The organism is Streptomyces sp. NPDC051310 (assembly GCF_044455245.1).
Classification (GTDB): Bacteria; Actinomycetota; Actinomycetes; order Streptomycetales; family Streptomycetaceae; genus Streptomyces.
In genome coordinates, this window is sequence record NZ_JBITEO010000029.1 from 1 (window position 1) to 16913 (window position 16913).

A 16913-nucleotide genomic window follows, 5' to 3' on the forward strand; every position below is an offset into this window, starting at 1 on the left:
ACATGCCCCCCCCCCTCGGCGCCCCCCCCCACCCCCCCCCCCAACCCCCCCACCCCCTCCACACACGACTCTCCACCCTCTGACACCCCCCTCCCCCCACCCCCCAGGGCTCAGCGGAAGAACGCCAGGTAGTAGTCGGCGAACTCCATGCGCCGGCCGCCGTCGCGGTCGTGCTCGTCGGGGACGTACTCGGGGGCGTTCTTGATCTCCTCCTTGGTCCGGGACACGTGGACCACCTCGCGCTCGGTGTCCACGGAGCTGATGACTCCGGCGGGCAGCAGCACCTGCTTGCCGAAGATCCACGGCCTGGTGTCGACGACGACGTAGCAGGAACCGGCTTCGGCCGAGTGCTTGTCGACCGTGCCGATGCCGCCGTCCTGCGCCTCGACCTTGTAGCCGGTCAGATCGGTACCCGGCAGGTAGTTCGCCGCCTCCGGGCAGGACCAGATGTCTGGATGCACCACAACTCCCTCGCTCGTCGCTCCGGTTCGGGGCCCGCTGTGTGACTCCGCTTTCCCCCGGCGGCGCCCGCCATGCGCCGGTGCCGGCCGCGGGGGCGACCGGGTCAGCAGGGCCTGCGCCAGGCGTCCAGCCGGAGGTTCTTGCGCATGGAGGACAGGCCCAGCCGGCGGGCCTGCGGACAGAAGGCGCTGGGCGGGAGGGCGTACTCGGCGTGGAAGACCGCCTTGCCCGCCTCGATGAAGGGACGGAGCCGGTCGCACTCCCCGTACTGGGCGCACTCCTCGTTGACGGCGAAGTCGAAGTCGTCCACGAGCTCCGGGATCTGCGGGAGGTCGTTCTTGAGCCCCACGGACAGGCCCCGCTCGTGCGCCAGGCGGGCGATCATGCGGTTGTACGCCAGCTGGTGCCGCGGGCGCAGCGGGAAGCCGGTGTCGTTGAGGTAGCCGTCGAGGAGGTCCGGCTCGACGGCGTCGAACCCCTTGTCGCGGCACATGTCGAGCCGGCGCTCCATCAGCGGGCGCAGCGTGTCGAGGCGGCGGATGTCGAGCCACCGCTCCCCCTCCCAGCCGTTGGGCTTGCCCCGTACGGAGGCGGGGAAGGCGGCGTGGTCCGCGCGGAAGTCCTCCCAGGCGCCGGCGTTGACATAGCAGATCACCTTGCGGCCGTCGCGGTGGAGGCGGGCGACGTCGGCGGCCGTGTTCTCGAAGCCGTCGATGTCGTAGACCGGCACGTCGGTGCGGGGGTCGACCGGTCCGTCGAGCTGCCACTGCCAGGCGGTGCCCGGACCGGGCCGCCAGCGGTCGGGGCTCCGGTGGCCGTCGGGGTCCCGGCCGCCGGACGAGCATGCGGCGAGGAGCAGCAGCAGGACGGCGGCGAGCGAAAGGGGGCGTGCCCCGGCGCGGCTCACGCCCGGTCGCCCGCGGGGCCGCACGGCGCTCACCGGACCGCCGTGGGGCCGGCCTGCTGGGCCGCCCAGAGCGCGGCAAGGGAGTCCTCCAGCCGGAACCTGGGCGTCCAGTCGAGCGCTTCGCGGGCCGCGGTGATGTCGGAGCACTGCCAGGGCACCCCCGCCGAGCGCGACGACCCGCCGGCGGTCTCCTCGATCCGCCCCTGGAAGCCGGCCGTGCGTACGAGCCCGTGGACGAGGGCCCGTACGGGAACGGCCCCTCCCCCGCCGATGTTGAGCACGCCCGGCAGGGGTCCCGTGGCCGTGGCGGCCAGGACCGCCGCCCGGGCCACGTCCCGCACGTCGACGAAGTCGCGGTACGCGGAGAGGTCACCGAGCCGCAGGACGGCGCCGGGATCCCCGCCCGCCGCCCGGAGCCGGAGCGCCAGCCCGCCGGGCAGCCCGGCGGCCGGGGCACCGGGGCCGACGGGATTGCCGACGCGCAGGACCACCGCGTCGAGACCGGAGGCGCCGACCGCGATCGTGCCGGCCAGTTTGGTCGCCCCGTACGGGGACGCCGGACGGGTCGGCGCGCTCTCGGTCGTGCGCTCGCCGTGGACGCCCGGCCCGTACTCGGCGGCCGAGCCCAGGTGGACCAGCCGCGCGGCCGGGGCCGCCTCGCGCAGCGCGGCGCAGAGCACCGCCGGTCCGCGGGCGTTGACCTCGGCGAGCCGTACCGGGTCGCCGGAGACGGCACCCGCGCAGTTCAGCACGGCGTCGGGGGCCAGGTCGGCGAGGGCCTTCGCGAGCCGTTCGGTGCCGGTCGTCGCGAGGTCCGCCACCAGGTCCGCGCCGGCGTCCGGGCGGCGGGCGGCGCGCAGCAGCCGGACGCCCGGCAGGAGGCCCGCCTGTTGTGCCACGTGCCCGCCGAGGTAGCCGGTGGAGCCGAGGACGAGGATGCGCATGAGGTGGTCAGGCTCCCTTGAGCAGCAGTGCTTGGTGGGTGGTGAACTCGGCGTTGGCGCGGTCGTAGTCGTCGGGACGGCCGATGTCGAGCCAGTAGCCGTCGAACTCGTAGGCGTGCGGGGCGTCACCGGACTTCAGCAGGTCGAGGATCAGCTCGTCGAAGCCCAGGGGCAGGCCGGGGGTGTACCCGTCGAGGGTGGAGCGGGAGATCCCGTACACCCCCATGGACACCCGGCAGTCCATGCTCGGTTTCTCGCTGAACGCCACGACCTTGCCCGCGTCGGTGGTGAGCACCCCGAAGTCGATGTGGACCTTGCGGGAGTACGTGGCGATCGTCAGGGGAGCGTCACCGTCCGTGTGCCGCCGCAGCAGGTCGGCGTAGTCGAGGTCCGTGAGGATGTCGCCGTTCATCACGAGGAAGGACTCGGGGAGCCGGTCGCGCATGGTCAGCAGGGGCCCGATGGTGCCCAGCGGGCTCTCCTCGGCGGAGTAGTCGATGTCCATGCCCCAGCGCGAGCCGTTGCCGACGTACGCACGGATGATCTGGCCGAGGTGTCCGATGGCCAGGGTGCAGCTGGTGAATCCGGCGCAGGCCAGCTGGCGCAGGACGATCTCCAGGATGGCGTGCTGGTCCCCGATGGGCACGAGCGGCTTGGGCAGCGCGGTGGTGTAGGGGCGCAGTCGTACGCCCTTTCCTCCGGCCAGGATCACGGCGTGCATGGGGAGCCTCCCTGTGGGTGCGGCTGACGGTGGACGTCGGGCCCTCGTCGTGGGGTACGGAACCGTGGGTCGAGCGGGTGGGTGCGGAGTGGGCGGTGCCGGGTGCCGTGTGGGCGGCGCCCGGGGGCGTCAGACGTTGTAGATGTCCGTCTTGTAGCGGGCCAGGTGGGCGGGGTCCCGGAAGAACTCGACGGTGCGGGCGAGTCCCTCCTCCAGGTCGTGGGCGGGCGTCCAGCCGGTGGCGTCGCGCAGACGGGTCGCGTCCGCCACCAGGCGCATGACCTCGGAGTTGGCCGGCCTGATGCGGCGGGCGTCCTCGCGGACGTCGAGGTCGGTGCCCATGACCTTGCCGATGAGCCGGACGAGGTCGCCCACCGATATCTCCTGCCCGGTGCCCGCGTTGAAGGTGCGCCCGACGACCCGGTCCGCGGGCGCGGTGCCCACGGCGAGGAAGGCCGCGGCCGTGTCCGTCACGTAGGTGAAGTCGCGGGTGGGCCGCAGGTCCCCCAGGGTGATGGTCCGCGAACCGGCCGCGACCTGCCCGATGACGGTGGGGATGACCGCCCGCATCGACTGGCGCGGCCCGTAGGTGTTGAACGGGCGCAGGGTCACGACGGGTGTGTCGAAGCTGGCGTGGTAGCTGTCGGCCAGCCGGTCGCCGCCCGCCTTGGAAGCGGCATAGGGGGACTGCGTGTTGATGGGGTGGTCCTCGGTGATCGGCACGGTGCGGGCGGTGCCGTACGTCTCACTGGTCGAGGTGTGCACGAGCCGCGGCGTTCCGGCCTGCCGCACCGCCTCCAGCACGTTGAGGGTGCCCGTGACGTTGGTGTCCACGTAGCTGTGCGGGGCCTGGTACGAGTACGGGATCGCGATCAGGGCGGCCAGGTGGTAGACGGCGTCGGTCCCGTCGACGAGGCCGCGGACGGAACCGGGGTCGCGGACGTCGCCGAGGACGATGTCGACCTGGTCGCGGACATCGGCCGGGAGCGTCTCCAGCCAGCCGTACGAGGAGAAGGAGTTGTACTGCGCCATGGCGCGCACCCGGTGTCCGGACGCGACGAGCGCCTCCGTGAGGTGCGAGCCGATGAAGCCTTCGGCTCCGGTGACGGCGGCGAGCGGTGCGGACGTCATCTGGTCTTCCTTTCGTCGGGCGGGTTCCGGCCCGGGGGCCGGGCGGGGCGGGGACGGGTCAGGCGTGGGCGGTGGGCCGTCCCAGACAGCGCAGGGTGAGGACGACGAGGACCACCGCGGCGGCGGCGCAGGCCAGCAGGGGCACCGGCGCGCCGGGCGGGGCGCCCGTCGCGGCCGCCGCGAAGACGGCTCCCGCGGCCGTCAGGCACACGGCCGCCGGGGGCCAGGCCACGCCGAACGCCTGGAGCAGGAGGGCCGTCCAGAGGGTGGCGGCGAGCGTGAGCAGGACGGCCGGCTCGGCACCGGCCAGCAGGGCCGCGGGCCACAGGGGCAGCAGATAGGCCGTCAGGCACAGGGCCAGCGTCCGGGCCGAGCGCAGCCGGAAGTCCCGCTGCGTCGCGGAGGCCCGCAGGGCCGCCACCGACAGGCCGCGGTAGCGGTACAGCAGCCACTCGGCGGGGCCCATGCTGAGGGTGAGCGCGAGGACGGCGTACGGATCGTGCCGCCCGGTGGACAGCACCAGGACGGCGGCGGCGAGGCCGAACAGGCCGTACGGCAGCGAGGTCCGGTACGCGGGCCGCGCCGCCGCGGGCGCGGCGGGGGTGCGCAGGGCGGCCCGTACGGTGCGGGCGGCCGCAGCGGTGGCCGCTGCGACGCTCAGCAGGGCCGGGGTCAGGCGGCCGGCCGGGCCCGGATCCCACGGGAGCACCAGGACGGCGGCGCCCCCGGCCAGGGGCGTCAGCGCGGCGAGCAGCAGCCGTTCGCGGTTGAGCACGAGCAGCACACCGGCGGCGGCCAGGTAGGCGGACTGGCCGAGTGCGGCGACGGCCGCCGCACCGGGTCCCGCGACGAGCACGGCGGCGGTGGCCGCCAGCAGCGCCCCGGCCGGCGCCCCGGCCGCGAGGGTGCGCCCGGCCTCGTACCGTCCGCTCACCAGGCGCAGGTGGACGCGGTGGGCCAGTGCCTGGCCCCAGGCCCAGGAGACCAGCCCGGCGGCCACGAGTGCGGCGAGGGCCCGGGGGCCGGAGTCCCAGAGGGGGGCGGTGAGGGGGTAGGCGAGCCCCGGCAGGGCGAACAGCAGGCCGCGCAGCAGGCAGCGGACGTGGTCGGGGGCCCAGGGGTCGGCCGGCGGGGGTGGCTCGGGGAAGGTGCGCGGGACCCGCTCGTACAGCTCCTCCGCCAGGGAGAACAGGCTCGGGTGGCCGTACTGCTCCCGTATCCGCTCCCCCGTCAGGCCCTCGGACTCCAGCAGTGCGGCGACCTCGTAGGCGTGGACGGCGGGCGCTATCCGGTCGGCCATGCCGGCTGCCAGTTCGCCGACGGCGTCGGCGTGGCCGGGGGCGCGCGGCGCGGGACGGCTCATCCGGCCACGCTCCAGGCACCGGGGGCGGCGGCCGGTACGCGGGGCACGGGCCGGAGCGGCTGGGGGGTGCCCGGCCGGCGGGAGCGGTCCGGGACAGCGAGTTCGAGGTAGATGGAGCGGAAGGTGTCGATGGTCCGGCGGAGGGTGAACTGCTCGATCACCCGCAGCCTCGCGGCCTCCCCCATGGCGGCCCTGCGGGGTGCGTCGGCCAGCAGCTCCAGCGCCGCGGCGGCCATCGACACGGGGTCGCGCGGGGGCACGACGAGGCCGGTCGGGCCCACGGCCTCCCGTACGCCGCCCACGTCGGTGGAGACGGTGGCGCGTCCGCAGGACATGGCTTCGATCAGGGTGAAGGGGAACCCCTCGCTGATGCTGGACAGCATGACGACGTTGCCCGCGGCGTAGGCGTCCCGGATGTCGTCCACCCGTCCTTCGAAGGTGACCGCGTCCCCGTGGCCGAGGGAGGCGGCCAGTTCCTCGCACCGGGTGCGGTAGGACTCGCCGCCCTTGGGGGTGCCCCCGAAGAGCCGCAGCGCCGCCCCCGGCACCTGCTCCCGCACGAGGGCGAAGGCGCGGATCAGCGTCTCCAGGTCCTTGATGGGGTCGACGCGGCCGGCCCAGCTGAGGGTGGGGCTGCCGGGTTCGGGGCCGGCGGCCGGGAACTCGTCGGGGTCCACGCCGTTGTAGACGGTGCGTATCAGTCCCGGGTCGGCGCCGCCCTGCTCCTCCCACAGCCGGTTGTAGCGGTTGCCGGGCGTGATGAGCGCGGCCCGCCGGTACGTCTCCTCGGCGAGGAGGCGGAAGAAGCCCAGGAGCACGGCCTTGACCGGCCACCGGTAGGGCGCCGTCCGGTACCCCAGGTAGCGTTCGCGGAGGTAGACGCCGTGCTCGGTCAGCAGCAGCGGTACGCCGTGCTGTTCGAGGGCGGTGAGTCCGGGCAGGACGGCGATCCCGCCGCTCACCGCGTGGGCCACGCCCGTCTCCGGCGGGTGCGCCGCCAGCGGGCGCAGGGCGTGCTCCAGCAGTGCGGTCGCGGTGACGGCGTCGTGCAGGGTGGGGGCGGCTTCCCGGACGCGCAGGCCCGGCCGGTTCCAGACCCCGGTGAGCACGCGCAGGGCCCGGTCGCCACGCAGCGCGGGGCTCAGCAGCCCGTCGCGCGCCGCCGCGGCCATCTCGTAGAGGGCCGGGGCGAAGCCGTCCTCGTGCGCCGGGTCCAGCAGGGCGGTGAGGAAGCGCTCGTACGCCGCCATCAGTCTGCGCTCGCGGCGGCCGCGCGGTGCCGATCCCTCGGGGGGTGGGCCCCACATGGGCAGGGAGACCGGTTCGGCCACGTGCGGGGGCAGGGTCCACACGAGTGGTTCACGGCCGGTCCCGGTGACGGCGAGGATGCGGAAGTCGATGTCGGGCATGCCGTTGACGAGTTGGTCGCACCAGACGCTCACGCCGCCGTGGCTGTGCGGGTAGGTGCCCTCGGTGAGCAGGGTGACCCGCGCCGCGCCGGCGCGGGGGACATGGTTCGGAACGTGCATGGACGTGCTCCACGGCAGGAAGTGGGTGGGGGCGGCAGGGCGTGCGCCGGCCCGGCTCCGGCGCTCCGCCGTCCGGCGCCGGCCGGTGGCCCGCGGCGGTGCGGACGGGCGGTCGGTGTCGCGCCGTACGGCGGTGCCGGTGGGTGCGGCCGCCGGTCCGCCGCGGGCGGTGTACGGGCGGGGCGGGGACGCGACCCGGGAGGAACGTTCCGGCTGCGGGAGGCAGGCGCCGGCCGGCCGGGCGGTGCGGCCGGCCGGTGCCTCGGGCCGGAAGCCGGAGGGGTCGGGTCAGCGCCGCTCCGCGCCGTACGGGACGGGCCGTACGACACCGGCCGGGACCGGCGGACGGGGCCCGCGGGCACGCGGCGCGGCGGCCGGCGGGGCCGGGGTCTGCGCGTCCGGCGGCGCGGGTGCGGCGGGCAGGGTGAGCGTGAGCCCGCCGGGCGGCGCCGGGCGGACCCAGCCGGAGACGGTGCCGGCGTAGGGGGTGCCGAAGGCGGTGGGGCCGTCCGGGGCCGTCCAGGTGGTGCCGCTGGGCATGGTGGCCGTGACGGGCAGGCCGTCGGGGGCCTCCACGGTGACCCGGTCACCGACGCGGTGGGCGGTGACCCGGCCGGACTTCACGGCGGCGTCCCACGCGGCGCGGTCGCGCAGTTCCGCGCCGATGTCGCTCATCGGCGGGTTCAGCAAGGGGGTGTTGTCGGCGAAGAGCGCCGCGTACCCGTCGAGGACGCCGTCCAGGACCGGGTAGCCGATGCGGTCCTCGGCGAGGTTCGACTGGTGGATGAAGTGGGGCCGCGGGTCGCCGGCGAGGACGTGACCGAGCGCCACGCGGGTCTCCAGGGGCACGATGTGGCGGGAGTAGCCGGTGGCAAGATCGAGCGGGGCGTCGAGGCAGGTCGTCGTCGGCAGGTCCTCGCACAGGCCGCTGCCGCCCTGCGCCTTGCTGGTGTAGATCCAGTTGTACTCGTCGACCTGCTCGGCGATCCGGCCGGCGTTGTAGAAGATGTTGATGGGGTGGCGGGCGACGGTGAGAGCGGGGCCCACCCGGCGCTGGACGGGGTCGCGGGAATTGTCTGCGCCGAGCCAGGCCACGCCGTTGTCGGCGAGCACGGATGCGAGCCCGGGGTTGTCCTCCGGCTGTTGCGGCAGCAGCTTGAGCCCGGAATGTTCACCGGTGACCAGTTCACCGTCGCGCAGCGGCAGGCCGGCCCGCTCGGCCCAGGTGCGGTTGGCGGAGATCTGGCGGTCGATCTCGGTGGGGCTCACCCACCGCGTGGTGCCGCCGGGACCGGTCGCGCACGTCCACGGGACGGTGCTGACGTCCTGCTCGCACCCGAGGTAGGGGTGGTCGTAGGTGTGGTTGATCCACCGGAAGGTGTCGCGGTCGGTGATCAGGCGGTCGGCGGTGGGGTCGGCTCCCCCGTTGGCTTCGCGGTGCTCGACGCTGCCGCCGCCGTTGAAGGCGAGGTCGAGGGTGTAGCCGCGGTCGCGGGACCACCGGGCGGCGTGCCGCACGTCGTCGGGGCTCATGCGGATGGGGTCGCGGGTGCCTTCGCCGGGGGCGCAGTCGACGTCGCCGGGTGTGCAGTCGAGCGTGGTGTCCCAGCGGTCGTCCTCGGCGAAGACGTCGTCCACGTGCACGCTGAAGGAGTGGCGGGAGGCCCCGAGCCGCACCCCCTGCGTCATCCAGTCGACGATGCCGCGGGCGAGGACGCGGAACTGCTGCTGGTACTGGTTGTAGGCGAAGGTGATCACGAGCTCCCGGCGGCCGTCGTGCCGGTATTCGCCGATCAGTGATCCGCGGCCCGCCTTGCCGGGGAGGGGTGCGTCCACGTAGGTGGTGAAGTCCGCGCCCGCGGCGGGCCGGGAGAGGAAGGCGTAACTCTCGGAGACCGCGGATGAGTTGTCCTCGAACGGCACCGTGCCGTCGAGGTAGCCGAAGGGACCGGCCCTGCCGGCCGCCGTCACGCCGGCGCGGATGCCGTCCACGGAGCCCAGGTAGCCGGCGCCGACCGGGGCTTCGAGCCCTGTCCGGGGCCGTGCGTAGGTGTAGGCGTCGACCTGGGGCACGGCATAGGTCTTCTCGTACGCGACGAGCGCGGCCATCTCCCCGGACCCGGCCGGGAAGGGATCGTCGTTCGGCAGGACGACCGCCTGGAACCTGGCCCGGGGGCGGCCGTCCACCGTGTCGGCCAGGAATGCCCGGTCGATCACCGGCCGGTCCTGGCGCCGCAGGTCGACGAGCGTGTACGGAGTGCCGCCGCCGTCGAGTTCGGCGGCGATGGCCGCGGTGGCCGGGCCGCCGTCCGTCACGACGAGGACGCGCAGGTCGACGCGCGGCTCCTGGTTTGCGGCGGCGGCCGCCGGGGCCGCGGGTATCCCCGGGGCCGCGGGCGTGACCAGCCCGAGTAAGAGCACGCCCACGGTGAGCGCGGTCGTGCGTAGCTTCCGCTTCATGCGGTGACTTCCCTCCCCGGAGAGGCCGGCCGGTGCTCCCCACCGGGCGTGCCCCACCCCCCTGCGTCACGCACTTCTCCCCTGCACGTCACGGCGCGGCTGACGGCGCGTGTGCGTGTGCGTGGCGCTCCGACGCGTCACATAGTGCGGCCCCTGTGGAGGTTGCGTGCCCCCTTCGTGAAACCTGACGGAAAATCACACGTCGCTCGTCCCGTGCGCCGCCACGCCGATCGGCCCCCGTACGGGTCGTGGACCCGGTCCGGGGGCGCCGAGCAGGCGGTCGCACGGGCGGCGGGGCACGGCCGGCCCGGCTTCCCGGGGGGGCTGCCGCGGGGGCCGGGGGGGGGGGGGGGGGGGGGGGGGGGGGGGGGGGGGGGGGGGGGGGGGGGGGGCGGGGGCGGGGGGGGGCGGGGGGCCCCCCCCCCCCCCCCCCCCCCCCCCCCCCCCCCCGCGGGTTTCGGGGAGGCTCAGGCCGTGCGGGCGGGGCCGGATTCCGTGGCGCACACGACGCGCGTCTCGGGGGTGGCGACGATGCCGTCCTGGGTCGCCTTCCCGTTGTCGTACTCGTAGTAGAAGTACGAGTAGAACCCGATGTTCCCGTTGCAGCCGGAGTCCGCCGCGATGTCGAGCGTCAGGGTGACGGTGCGGCTGGCGCCGGGAGCGATCGGGATGGCGTAGTTCACGCCGAGGCTGGACGTGCCCGTGCCGGAGCAGGTGACGCCCTCCGCCACGCAGCCGCTGAAGGCGTACTTGAGGTCCTTGCGCTGTGTGGTCGTCCAGGTGGGCTGGACGGACTGGTACACGAACCAGATGTCGCTGGCCTGGCTGTTGGTGAGGGTCATCGTCAGGTTCACCGTGGAGCCGGGCGTCGCCGTCTGGCGGTCCGCGGTGATCGTGAGGTCGGGTCCGGCCGCGGCGGCGGGGCTGCCGAGGCCGAGGAGGGCCGTGGCGAGGGCGAGGACCGCGACCAGCATGAGGCGTCTGATGTGTGTGATGGCCATGGCGCGGGAGGCTAGGGCACGCCCCGAAAGGCCGTCTGCCCCGCGGCCGGTGTCGCGGCCGCGTCCCGGCCGGAAGCGGACGCGGCGCGGGCGGCCGTGGGCGGTGGCCGGGGTCACGCATATGCCGGGGTCCGGCCGCTCCGGCCGGGCGGGCCGGGCGGATGACGCTCCGTCCGCGGGCGGTCGCAGCGGGTTGAGGGAATGGCGGGTTCCGCCACTGGGGGAAACGTTGCGGTGCCTCCGCCGGGCGACTGCCGCGGAGCCGTTGTCAGTGGGGCGCCGTACCGTGGTGGATGTCCTTGTCCGCGCTTCCGGCTGCTGCGCGCTGCGGACCACGGGCCCGCCCGGGACAGCGACCGGGCGGGCCCGCGCACGGTACGTCCGGAGCAGCGGGATGACGCGACAGGGCCGCGCCGGACGATGCAGGGGGAGGACATCGTCCCGGGCGCGGCCGGGTGTTCCGGTACCCCCGATGCGAGAGGTCATGCAGGGCAGCCGGCGCAGGGCAGGCGTCGGCCCCGGCGCCGCGGGCGCCGGGGCCGAGCCTGTCCCTTGGGATACGAGCCTCGTCGGCTCATGTCGAGCGGTCGGGTTGCTCAATCCATGGTCGGGCCGGGGCCCCCGCGTGCGCGGGCACGCCCGGAACGGCGGTTGCTCATCGCGGCCGCGGCCATCGCCGCGCCGAGCAGCAGAGCCACGATGCCGACAATGATGTTGTTGACCACACTGCGGGTCGTGTCGACGTTACCGGCGACGACCCACGGGGAGACGATCGTCCATGCGCCGATGGCGCAGGCGGCCCATGCCATGGAGTGGGTCCGCTCGTACGCCGAGCCGAAGCCGCCCATGCAGAGGGCGTAGGCGACGCCGGTGATCAGGTTGCACACGGCGAGGGTGGTGAGGCCGCTGAACCCGGCGATCCAGGGCGAGGCCGCCAGGTAGACACCTGTCAGCAGGCCAAGCGTCTCGACCGCCTGGCTGCGCGGGGTGGTGGTCGCCCGTTCGAACCGGGAGCGCATCTCGGCCAGATCCGGGTGTTGCTCGATGCTCGGATGAGTGGTCATTGCGGGCCTGCCTCCTAGGGAAGACTTTATTCGCCCTTTATCCCATATAACGCCTCTTGCACCTTTGCGGTCAACCGTCCCGGGAGGCTCTCACTCGTCACCCTGACGACAACACCCGCTCGACACCTGTCCGGTTCCCACTCGTTGATCTTCCGTCCGGACCGTCACACCGAGAGGGGAACCGTGAACCACCGCACCGCCCAAGCCGCCCTGACCGACCGAACCGCCCGGGGCACCACCCGAGCCGCGCTTCTTCGCGCGACGGCCGTGGCCGCGGCCGCGGGCGCTCTGCTCACGGCCGGTGCCGCGGGGAGCGCGCAGGCCGCAGCCCGGCCGGCGGGCGAGCCCGGCGCGGCCGGCCGGCCGGACCAGGCCGTCGGTCTGGTCAAGAACGACCGCGTGACGCCCTGGTCCGTCGTCGACTACGCCTTGGAGGTGACCGGAGGACGGACCGAGGGCTGAGCCGACGGGTCCGCCGGGGCCGGGCGCAGGAGCCGGACCGGTTCGGTGCCGGCGTCGTTGTGACGCAGCGCCCAGTTCTCCAGGGCGACGCGGCATGCGTGGTCCAGGTGGCGCAGCCCGGACAGGTCCAGTTCGATGGGCCGGTCCTTGGGCAGGTTCTCCAACTGCTCCAGGATCCTGGGGAGCCGCAGGAAGGTGGCGTTGCCCGTGATGACCACGACGAGCCGGCCACCGGTCAGTTCCTTTGTCTCCATGTGGACATGGGAGGTCTCCCACGCGGTCTTGCACACTGCGAGCAGCAGGCCCAGCACCACCCCTTCGAACAGGTTGGTGACCAGGATGGCGACGGCGGTGATGCCGAGGACCACCGCCTCGCCCCGGTGTTCGCGCCACAGCGGCGCCAGCTCCCGGACGGGCACGAGCTTGCAGCCCGCGTGCACCAGGACCCCAGCGAGCGCGGCCAGCGGGATGACGCCGATCGCGGCGGGCAGCAGAGCCGCGAAGAGCAGCAGCCAGAGCCCGTGCAAGAAGCGCGAGAGCCACGTACGAGCACCCGCCTGCACGTTGGCGGAGCTGCGCACGATGACCGCGGTCATCGGCAGTGCGCCGAGGGCCCCGCAGAGGGTGTTCCCGACGCCCTGCGCCATGAGCTCCTTGTCGTAGTCGGTACGCGGACCGTCGTGCATGCGGTCCACCGCGGCCGCGCTGAAGAGGCTCTCGGCGGAGGCGATGAGGGTGAAGGCGAGGACGGTCCCGACCGCCGCGACGCCGACGAGGTCCGTGAAGTCACCGAAGCCGGGCGGCTGGACGGCCTCGAGCAGCCCCTGCACCTCGACCTTGGCGACCGGGAGCCCGAAGAGCGCGCTCGCCGCGGTGGCCAGTCCCACGGCGGCCAGCGGGCCAGGAACCACCCTGACGCGGGCGGGGAGCCGGGGCCACAGGAGCAGGGCGCCCACCGTGCCCGCCCCGAGGAGGAAGGCGGTCAGGGCCGGCCCCCCGGAGGCGATGGAGGCGGCCAGCGAAGGCAGTCCGGCGATCTTGCCGAGGCCGCCGGACGGCTGGGCGGTGTCGGCCATCGCGTACACCTGGCCGAGGATGAGGACCAGACCGATGCCGGCGAGCATGCCCTGGACGACGGCGACGGATATGGCCCGGAACCAGCGGCCGAACTTCAAGGCGCCGAGAGCGAGTTGGAGAAGTCCGGAGATGAGGACGATGGCGCCGAGCGCGCCGAGGCCGAACTCCCGCACGGCCTCGTAGACCAGGACGGTCAGCCCTGCGGCCGGGCCGCTGACCTGCAGGGCGCTGCCGGGCAGGGCGCCTACGACGAGGCCGCCGACGATGCCGGTGACGAGACCCAGCTCGGCCGGCACTCCGGAGGCGACCGCCACGCCCACGCACAGGGGCAGCGCGACGAGGAAGACGACGAGCGACGCGAGGATGTCGCGGCGCAGCACGGACGGGTCTTTCAGTTGGGTGAACATGGGGGTGTGTTCCTAGCGGTTCGGTCCGGGGGCGACGGACGGGCCGAGCGGGTCAGGGGGGTGTACGACCTCCTCACAGCGGTCTCAACTCCCCGTACGTCTCCGGTCGGTTGGCGTTCACCATGCCAGGAGCGATCTTCGTCACTGTTGTCACGTGGCCTGCCTCCTGCACTCCGGCCGTGGCCGGGCGCGCGGTGTGGTCGGGTCATGGTCGGGTCGAGCCGGCCGCGGCCGGGCGCTGCCGCCGCCGTACGGCCGTCAGGGCATGGCGCCGTGACGCGGCGTACGGACAAGCCTGCGCCACCGCGGCTTCGTCGACTTTACTTGAACATTACCTTCTGATGAAAGATCACCCCAGCGGGTGACCGGTCATGTTGCCGTTGCGTTTCAGCCGTGTTGACACGGGCCGAACCGTACCGTTTCGCACATCGTGAACTTTTGAACCGTTTTCGGCCTCGCCATAGAGGCAGGTGGGCGGCATGGACCAAGGCCGCACCGTCGACCGGGAAGGCGGTTTCGCGTCACTGCTTGAATAACAGACAAAACTGAAAAGTGCTGTTGAATGTGCGGCAACAGAGAGAGCGAGGCAGTGTGTCCACCGCAGCAACCGGAAAAACCAACCGAGAGGGTTCATGCAATGCGGACACTGGTAAAGCGCGCCATCGTATGCGGTCTGGTCGCCGCCGGAGCGCTGGGCCCGCTGACCGCGGCCGAGGCCGCGCAGCAGTCCGAGCAGCGGCTCTACGCCCCGAGCGCCCTCGTGCTGACCGTGGCGCAGGGCGAGGAGGCCACGACCGCGACCCCGCTGCGGGCGGTGACGCTGACCTGTAGCCCGAAGCCCGCCGGCACCCATCCGGCACCGCAGCAGGCCTGTGCCGAACTGCGCGCGGTGCAGGGGCGGTTCGACCAGCTCAGCAGTGACGAGCAGCGCCCGTGCATCAAGATCTACGACCCGGTCGTCGTCACGGCGCAGGGCATCTGGGAAGGCCGGCGCATCGACTACGCCCGCACCTATCCCAATTCCTGCGTGATGCAGACCGAGGGCGAGAGCGTCTTCGCCTTCTGATTTCGTTCCGGAGCGTTCCGGAGTACTCGCGCGGACGCATCAGCGGCCCGCACAGCCGACACCAAGACGGCTGTGCGGGCCGCTTCGCCGGGTGCCGGCAATACATGCGCCCGGCAAAGTCACCCGGTTATTCTCCTTCCGCGCCTTTACTGTTCACCCGGATCGGCACACGCTCCTGGCGGGAGGTTCGTATACGACGCCGGGGGCGGGCGGCCGGTGGCCGGTGGCCGGTGGCCGGTGGCCGGTGGCCGGACGGTTCAACGGAGCCGGGAGCGCGTGGAGCGGCTCAGCGGTCGGGTCCCTCGTCCCCGCGGCCCCGCTCCTCCTCGGGCAGGTCGGCTTCGATCCGCTCCTTGCGGACACGGCCCCGGACGGTCTCCTCTTCCGTCACCTCACGGGTGTTCAGTCGCACGCGTTCCTGCGGGACGGCCTCCGTCTCCACGACCGGCCGCTCCGCGTGCAGCGTCACTTCGTGCTCGGATTCGGTGATCTCCGGTCCGGACAGCGCGGCGTCCCGGTTGGCATCCGTGATGGGCTCGCGCTCGACCACGACCTCCTCGTGGCGCAGGGGTACGGTCTGCTGGACCTCCTCCGTCACCACGTACTTGCGCAGCCGGGCACGGCTTCGCTGCTCCCGCTCGACGCCGACGTGCATCTCCTCCTCGGAACGGGTCATCGCGTCGTCGGCGGTGCGGCCCGCGCGGGCGCCGGGTCCCGCCGCCGGCCCCTCGGTGCCGGTGAGGTCGGCGTCCGCCCGGCCGGCGTCCGCCCGGCCGGTGTCGGCCCGGCCCGATGCGGTGCGGCCGTCGGCCGTGTCCACGTACGCCGTGCCGGCCGTGTCCCAGCGGATGCCGTAGTAGTCGTAGAGGCGCTGCTCCTCCTCGGCCGACAGGTGGCCGCCGGCGTCGACGTCGACGTTCGGGGCCTCCTTGACCTTGTTCTTGGGGTACGGGACCTCGATGTGGTCACCGATCAGGACGGCGTCGTGGATGGGGACGAACGTCTCGCTGCTGCCGAAGAGACCCGTCTTGACGGTCGCCCAGTCGGGACGACCGGTCGTGTCGTCCAGGAAGACGTGCGAGGCACTGCCGATCTTGTTGCCTTCGGCGTCGTACACCGGATGGTCGAGTACCGCGGGAATCTGTTCGCGGGTGATCATGCGTCTTCTCCTCCGTGTCTCGTCTTCTCCTGTCGTTGGGATGCCTCCCTCCCCGCGCGAGTGACCACCACTCCCCGGGGAGGAAACCTCTTTGGGCGGGCAACATTGGATTTATGCCGAACGGAGCCGTGGAGTGGGAGCGTGTGGCCGACGAGCTCTACGGGCTGCGGCCCGACCGGTTCACCGCGGCCCGCAACGAACGTGCGCTGGCGGCCCGCACAGCGGGTGACCAGGCCCTCGCCGCACGGATCCAGGCCCTGCGCCGGCCGACGCTGGCCGCGTGGACGAGCAATCTCCTCGTACGGGAACGGCCCGACGAGACCCGCTCCCTGGTGGCGCTCGGAGAGGGGCTGCGGCAGGCGCACCGGGCACTCGACGGCGCGCGGCTGCGTGACCTGAGCCGCCGCCGGAACGCCGTCGTGACCGCACTCGCCCGGGAGGCGCGGCAGTTGGCGGCCGACGCGGGGCAGCCGGTCGGTGACGACGTACAGCACGAGGTGGAAGCCACGCTGCAGGCGGTGCTCGCCGATCCCGGAGCGGCCGAGGAGTGGATGGCCGGCCGGCTGGCGAAGCCGCTGAGCGCGCCGGTCGGGTTCGACGCGGCCGCGACGGACGCGGCGGCGCATCGCCCGGCACGCCGACCGGAACCCGTCGGCGACACGGCCGAGGCGCCGTCGCGGGCACGGCCGCGATCGCGGTCTGCGGTGACGGGAACGGCGACGAAGGACCGGAAGGCGAGTCAGAGGGAGGGGGAAAGGGCGGAGAAGGAGCGGGCGGAGAAGGAGGCGGCCGAGCAGCGGGCACGGCGCGAACGGATCGAGCGGGCCCGACAGGAGGCGGCCACGGCCCGGCGGGAGGCCGAGGAGCTGGAGGAGACGTACGAGCGGGCCGAGGCCGAGCGCCGGCGGACCCAGGCGGACCTGCACGAGGCCGAGCAGAGAGCAGCCGCCCTGGCCGAGGAGCTCCAGCAGGCCGAGGAGCGGCGGCACACGGCCGCCACGGAGGCCCGCGAGGCCCGCGACCGTGCCCGTGAGGCCGACCGTACGGCCCGCCGCGCCCGGCGCCGCGCCGAGGAGGCGGCCGAGCGCCTCACCCGGGCGGCCGACCGGTAAGGCGGCCGGTGGGGGCACCGGAGGCCGTCTTGTTGGTTCCGCACCAGC

General features: G+C 73.7%; 15 protein-coding genes. 3 read left to right on the top strand and 12 right to left on the bottom strand.

Going from position 1 to position 16913, the window contains the following annotated elements:
• Positions 1-110 precede the first annotated feature (110 nt).
• From ACIA79_RS30185 to ACIA79_RS30230, 10 genes are all read right to left on the bottom strand, one after another.
• Positions 111-461, bottom strand: a complete 351-nt coding sequence (locus tag ACIA79_RS30185; protein ID WP_399431564.1) for a PRC-barrel domain containing protein — start codon at positions 459-461, stop codon at positions 111-113.
• A 104-nt stretch (positions 462-565) separates the two neighbouring features.
• Complete coding sequence (locus ACIA79_RS30190) at positions 566-1369, bottom strand: endo alpha-1,4 polygalactosaminidase (protein WP_399431565.1); 804 nt, start codon at positions 1367-1369, stop codon at positions 566-568.
• A 29-nt stretch (positions 1370-1398) separates the two neighbouring features.
• The gene (locus ACIA79_RS30195) at positions 1399-2313 is read right to left on the bottom strand and encodes an NAD-dependent epimerase/dehydratase family protein (protein WP_399431566.1); all 915 of its coding nucleotides are present in this window, start codon (positions 2311-2313) and stop codon (positions 1399-1401) included.
• 7 nt (positions 2314-2320) lie between these two features.
• The gene (locus tag ACIA79_RS30200) at positions 2321-3034 is read right to left on the bottom strand and encodes an NDP-sugar synthase (protein WP_399431567.1); all 714 of its coding nucleotides are present in this window, start codon (positions 3032-3034) and stop codon (positions 2321-2323) included.
• A gap of 129 nt (positions 3035-3163) precedes the next feature.
• Entirely contained in the window at positions 3164-4165 is a 1002-nt protein-coding gene (locus ACIA79_RS30205) for an SDR family NAD(P)-dependent oxidoreductase (RefSeq protein ID WP_399431568.1), read from the bottom strand.
• 58 nt (positions 4166-4223) lie between these two features.
• A complete protein-coding gene (locus tag ACIA79_RS30210) occupies positions 4224-5528 on the bottom strand; it encodes a hypothetical protein (protein WP_399431569.1) in 1305 nt (434 codons plus the stop codon).
• A complete protein-coding gene (pelF, locus tag ACIA79_RS30215) occupies positions 5525-7057 on the bottom strand; it encodes a GT4 family glycosyltransferase PelF (protein ID WP_399431570.1) in 1533 nt (510 codons plus the stop codon). The genes ACIA79_RS30210 and pelF overlap by 4 nt, the downstream gene beginning before the upstream one ends.
• A gap of 288 nt (positions 7058-7345) precedes the next feature.
• Positions 7346-9517 carry a hypothetical protein gene (locus ACIA79_RS30220; RefSeq protein WP_399431571.1) on the bottom strand — a complete coding sequence of 724 codons (2172 nt, stop codon included), beginning with the start codon at positions 9515-9517 and terminating at the stop codon, positions 7346-7348.
• Positions 9518-9984: 467 nt separating this feature from the next.
• Entirely contained in the window at positions 9985-10518 is a 534-nt protein-coding gene (locus tag ACIA79_RS30225) for a hypothetical protein (RefSeq protein WP_399431572.1), read from the bottom strand.
• 596 nt (positions 10519-11114) lie between these two features.
• Positions 11115-11582, bottom strand: coding sequence for an SPW repeat protein (locus ACIA79_RS30230; protein ID WP_399431573.1), 468 nt, complete (start codon positions 11580-11582; stop codon positions 11115-11117).
• Positions 11583-11765: 183 nt separating this feature from the next.
• Here ACIA79_RS30230 and ACIA79_RS30235 point away from each other — a divergent pair, with 183 nt between their 5' ends.
• Positions 11766-12044 (top strand): hypothetical protein, encoded by a 279-nt coding sequence (locus tag ACIA79_RS30235; RefSeq protein ID WP_399431574.1) that lies wholly within the window; start codon positions 11766-11768, stop codon positions 12042-12044.
• On the opposite strand, the gene ACIA79_RS30240 is transcribed toward ACIA79_RS30235, so the two are convergent.
• Positions 12005-13528: a SulP family inorganic anion transporter gene (locus ACIA79_RS30240; protein WP_399431575.1), complete on the bottom strand. Its 1524-nt coding sequence runs from the start codon at positions 13526-13528 to the stop codon at positions 12005-12007. The two genes, ACIA79_RS30235 and ACIA79_RS30240, sit on opposite strands and share 40 nt — an antisense overlap.
• Before the next feature lie 637 nt (positions 13529-14165).
• Between ACIA79_RS30240 and ACIA79_RS30245 the strand changes: the two genes are divergently transcribed.
• Entirely contained in the window at positions 14166-14594 is a 429-nt protein-coding gene (locus ACIA79_RS30245; protein ID WP_399431576.1) for a subtilase-type protease inhibitor, read from the top strand.
• A 286-nt stretch (positions 14595-14880) separates the two neighbouring features.
• On the opposite strand, the gene ACIA79_RS30250 is transcribed toward ACIA79_RS30245, so the two are convergent.
• Positions 14881-15753, bottom strand: coding sequence for a PRC and DUF2382 domain-containing protein (locus ACIA79_RS30250; protein ID WP_399431577.1), 873 nt, complete (start codon positions 15751-15753; stop codon positions 14881-14883).
• Between the two features lie 113 nt (positions 15754-15866).
• Here ACIA79_RS30250 and ACIA79_RS30255 point away from each other — a divergent pair, with 113 nt between their 5' ends.
• The gene (locus ACIA79_RS30255; RefSeq protein ID WP_399431578.1) at positions 15867-16865 is read left to right on the top strand and encodes a hypothetical protein; all 999 of its coding nucleotides are present in this window, start codon (positions 15867-15869) and stop codon (positions 16863-16865) included.
• The last annotated feature ends 48 nt before the right edge of the window (positions 16866-16913 follow it).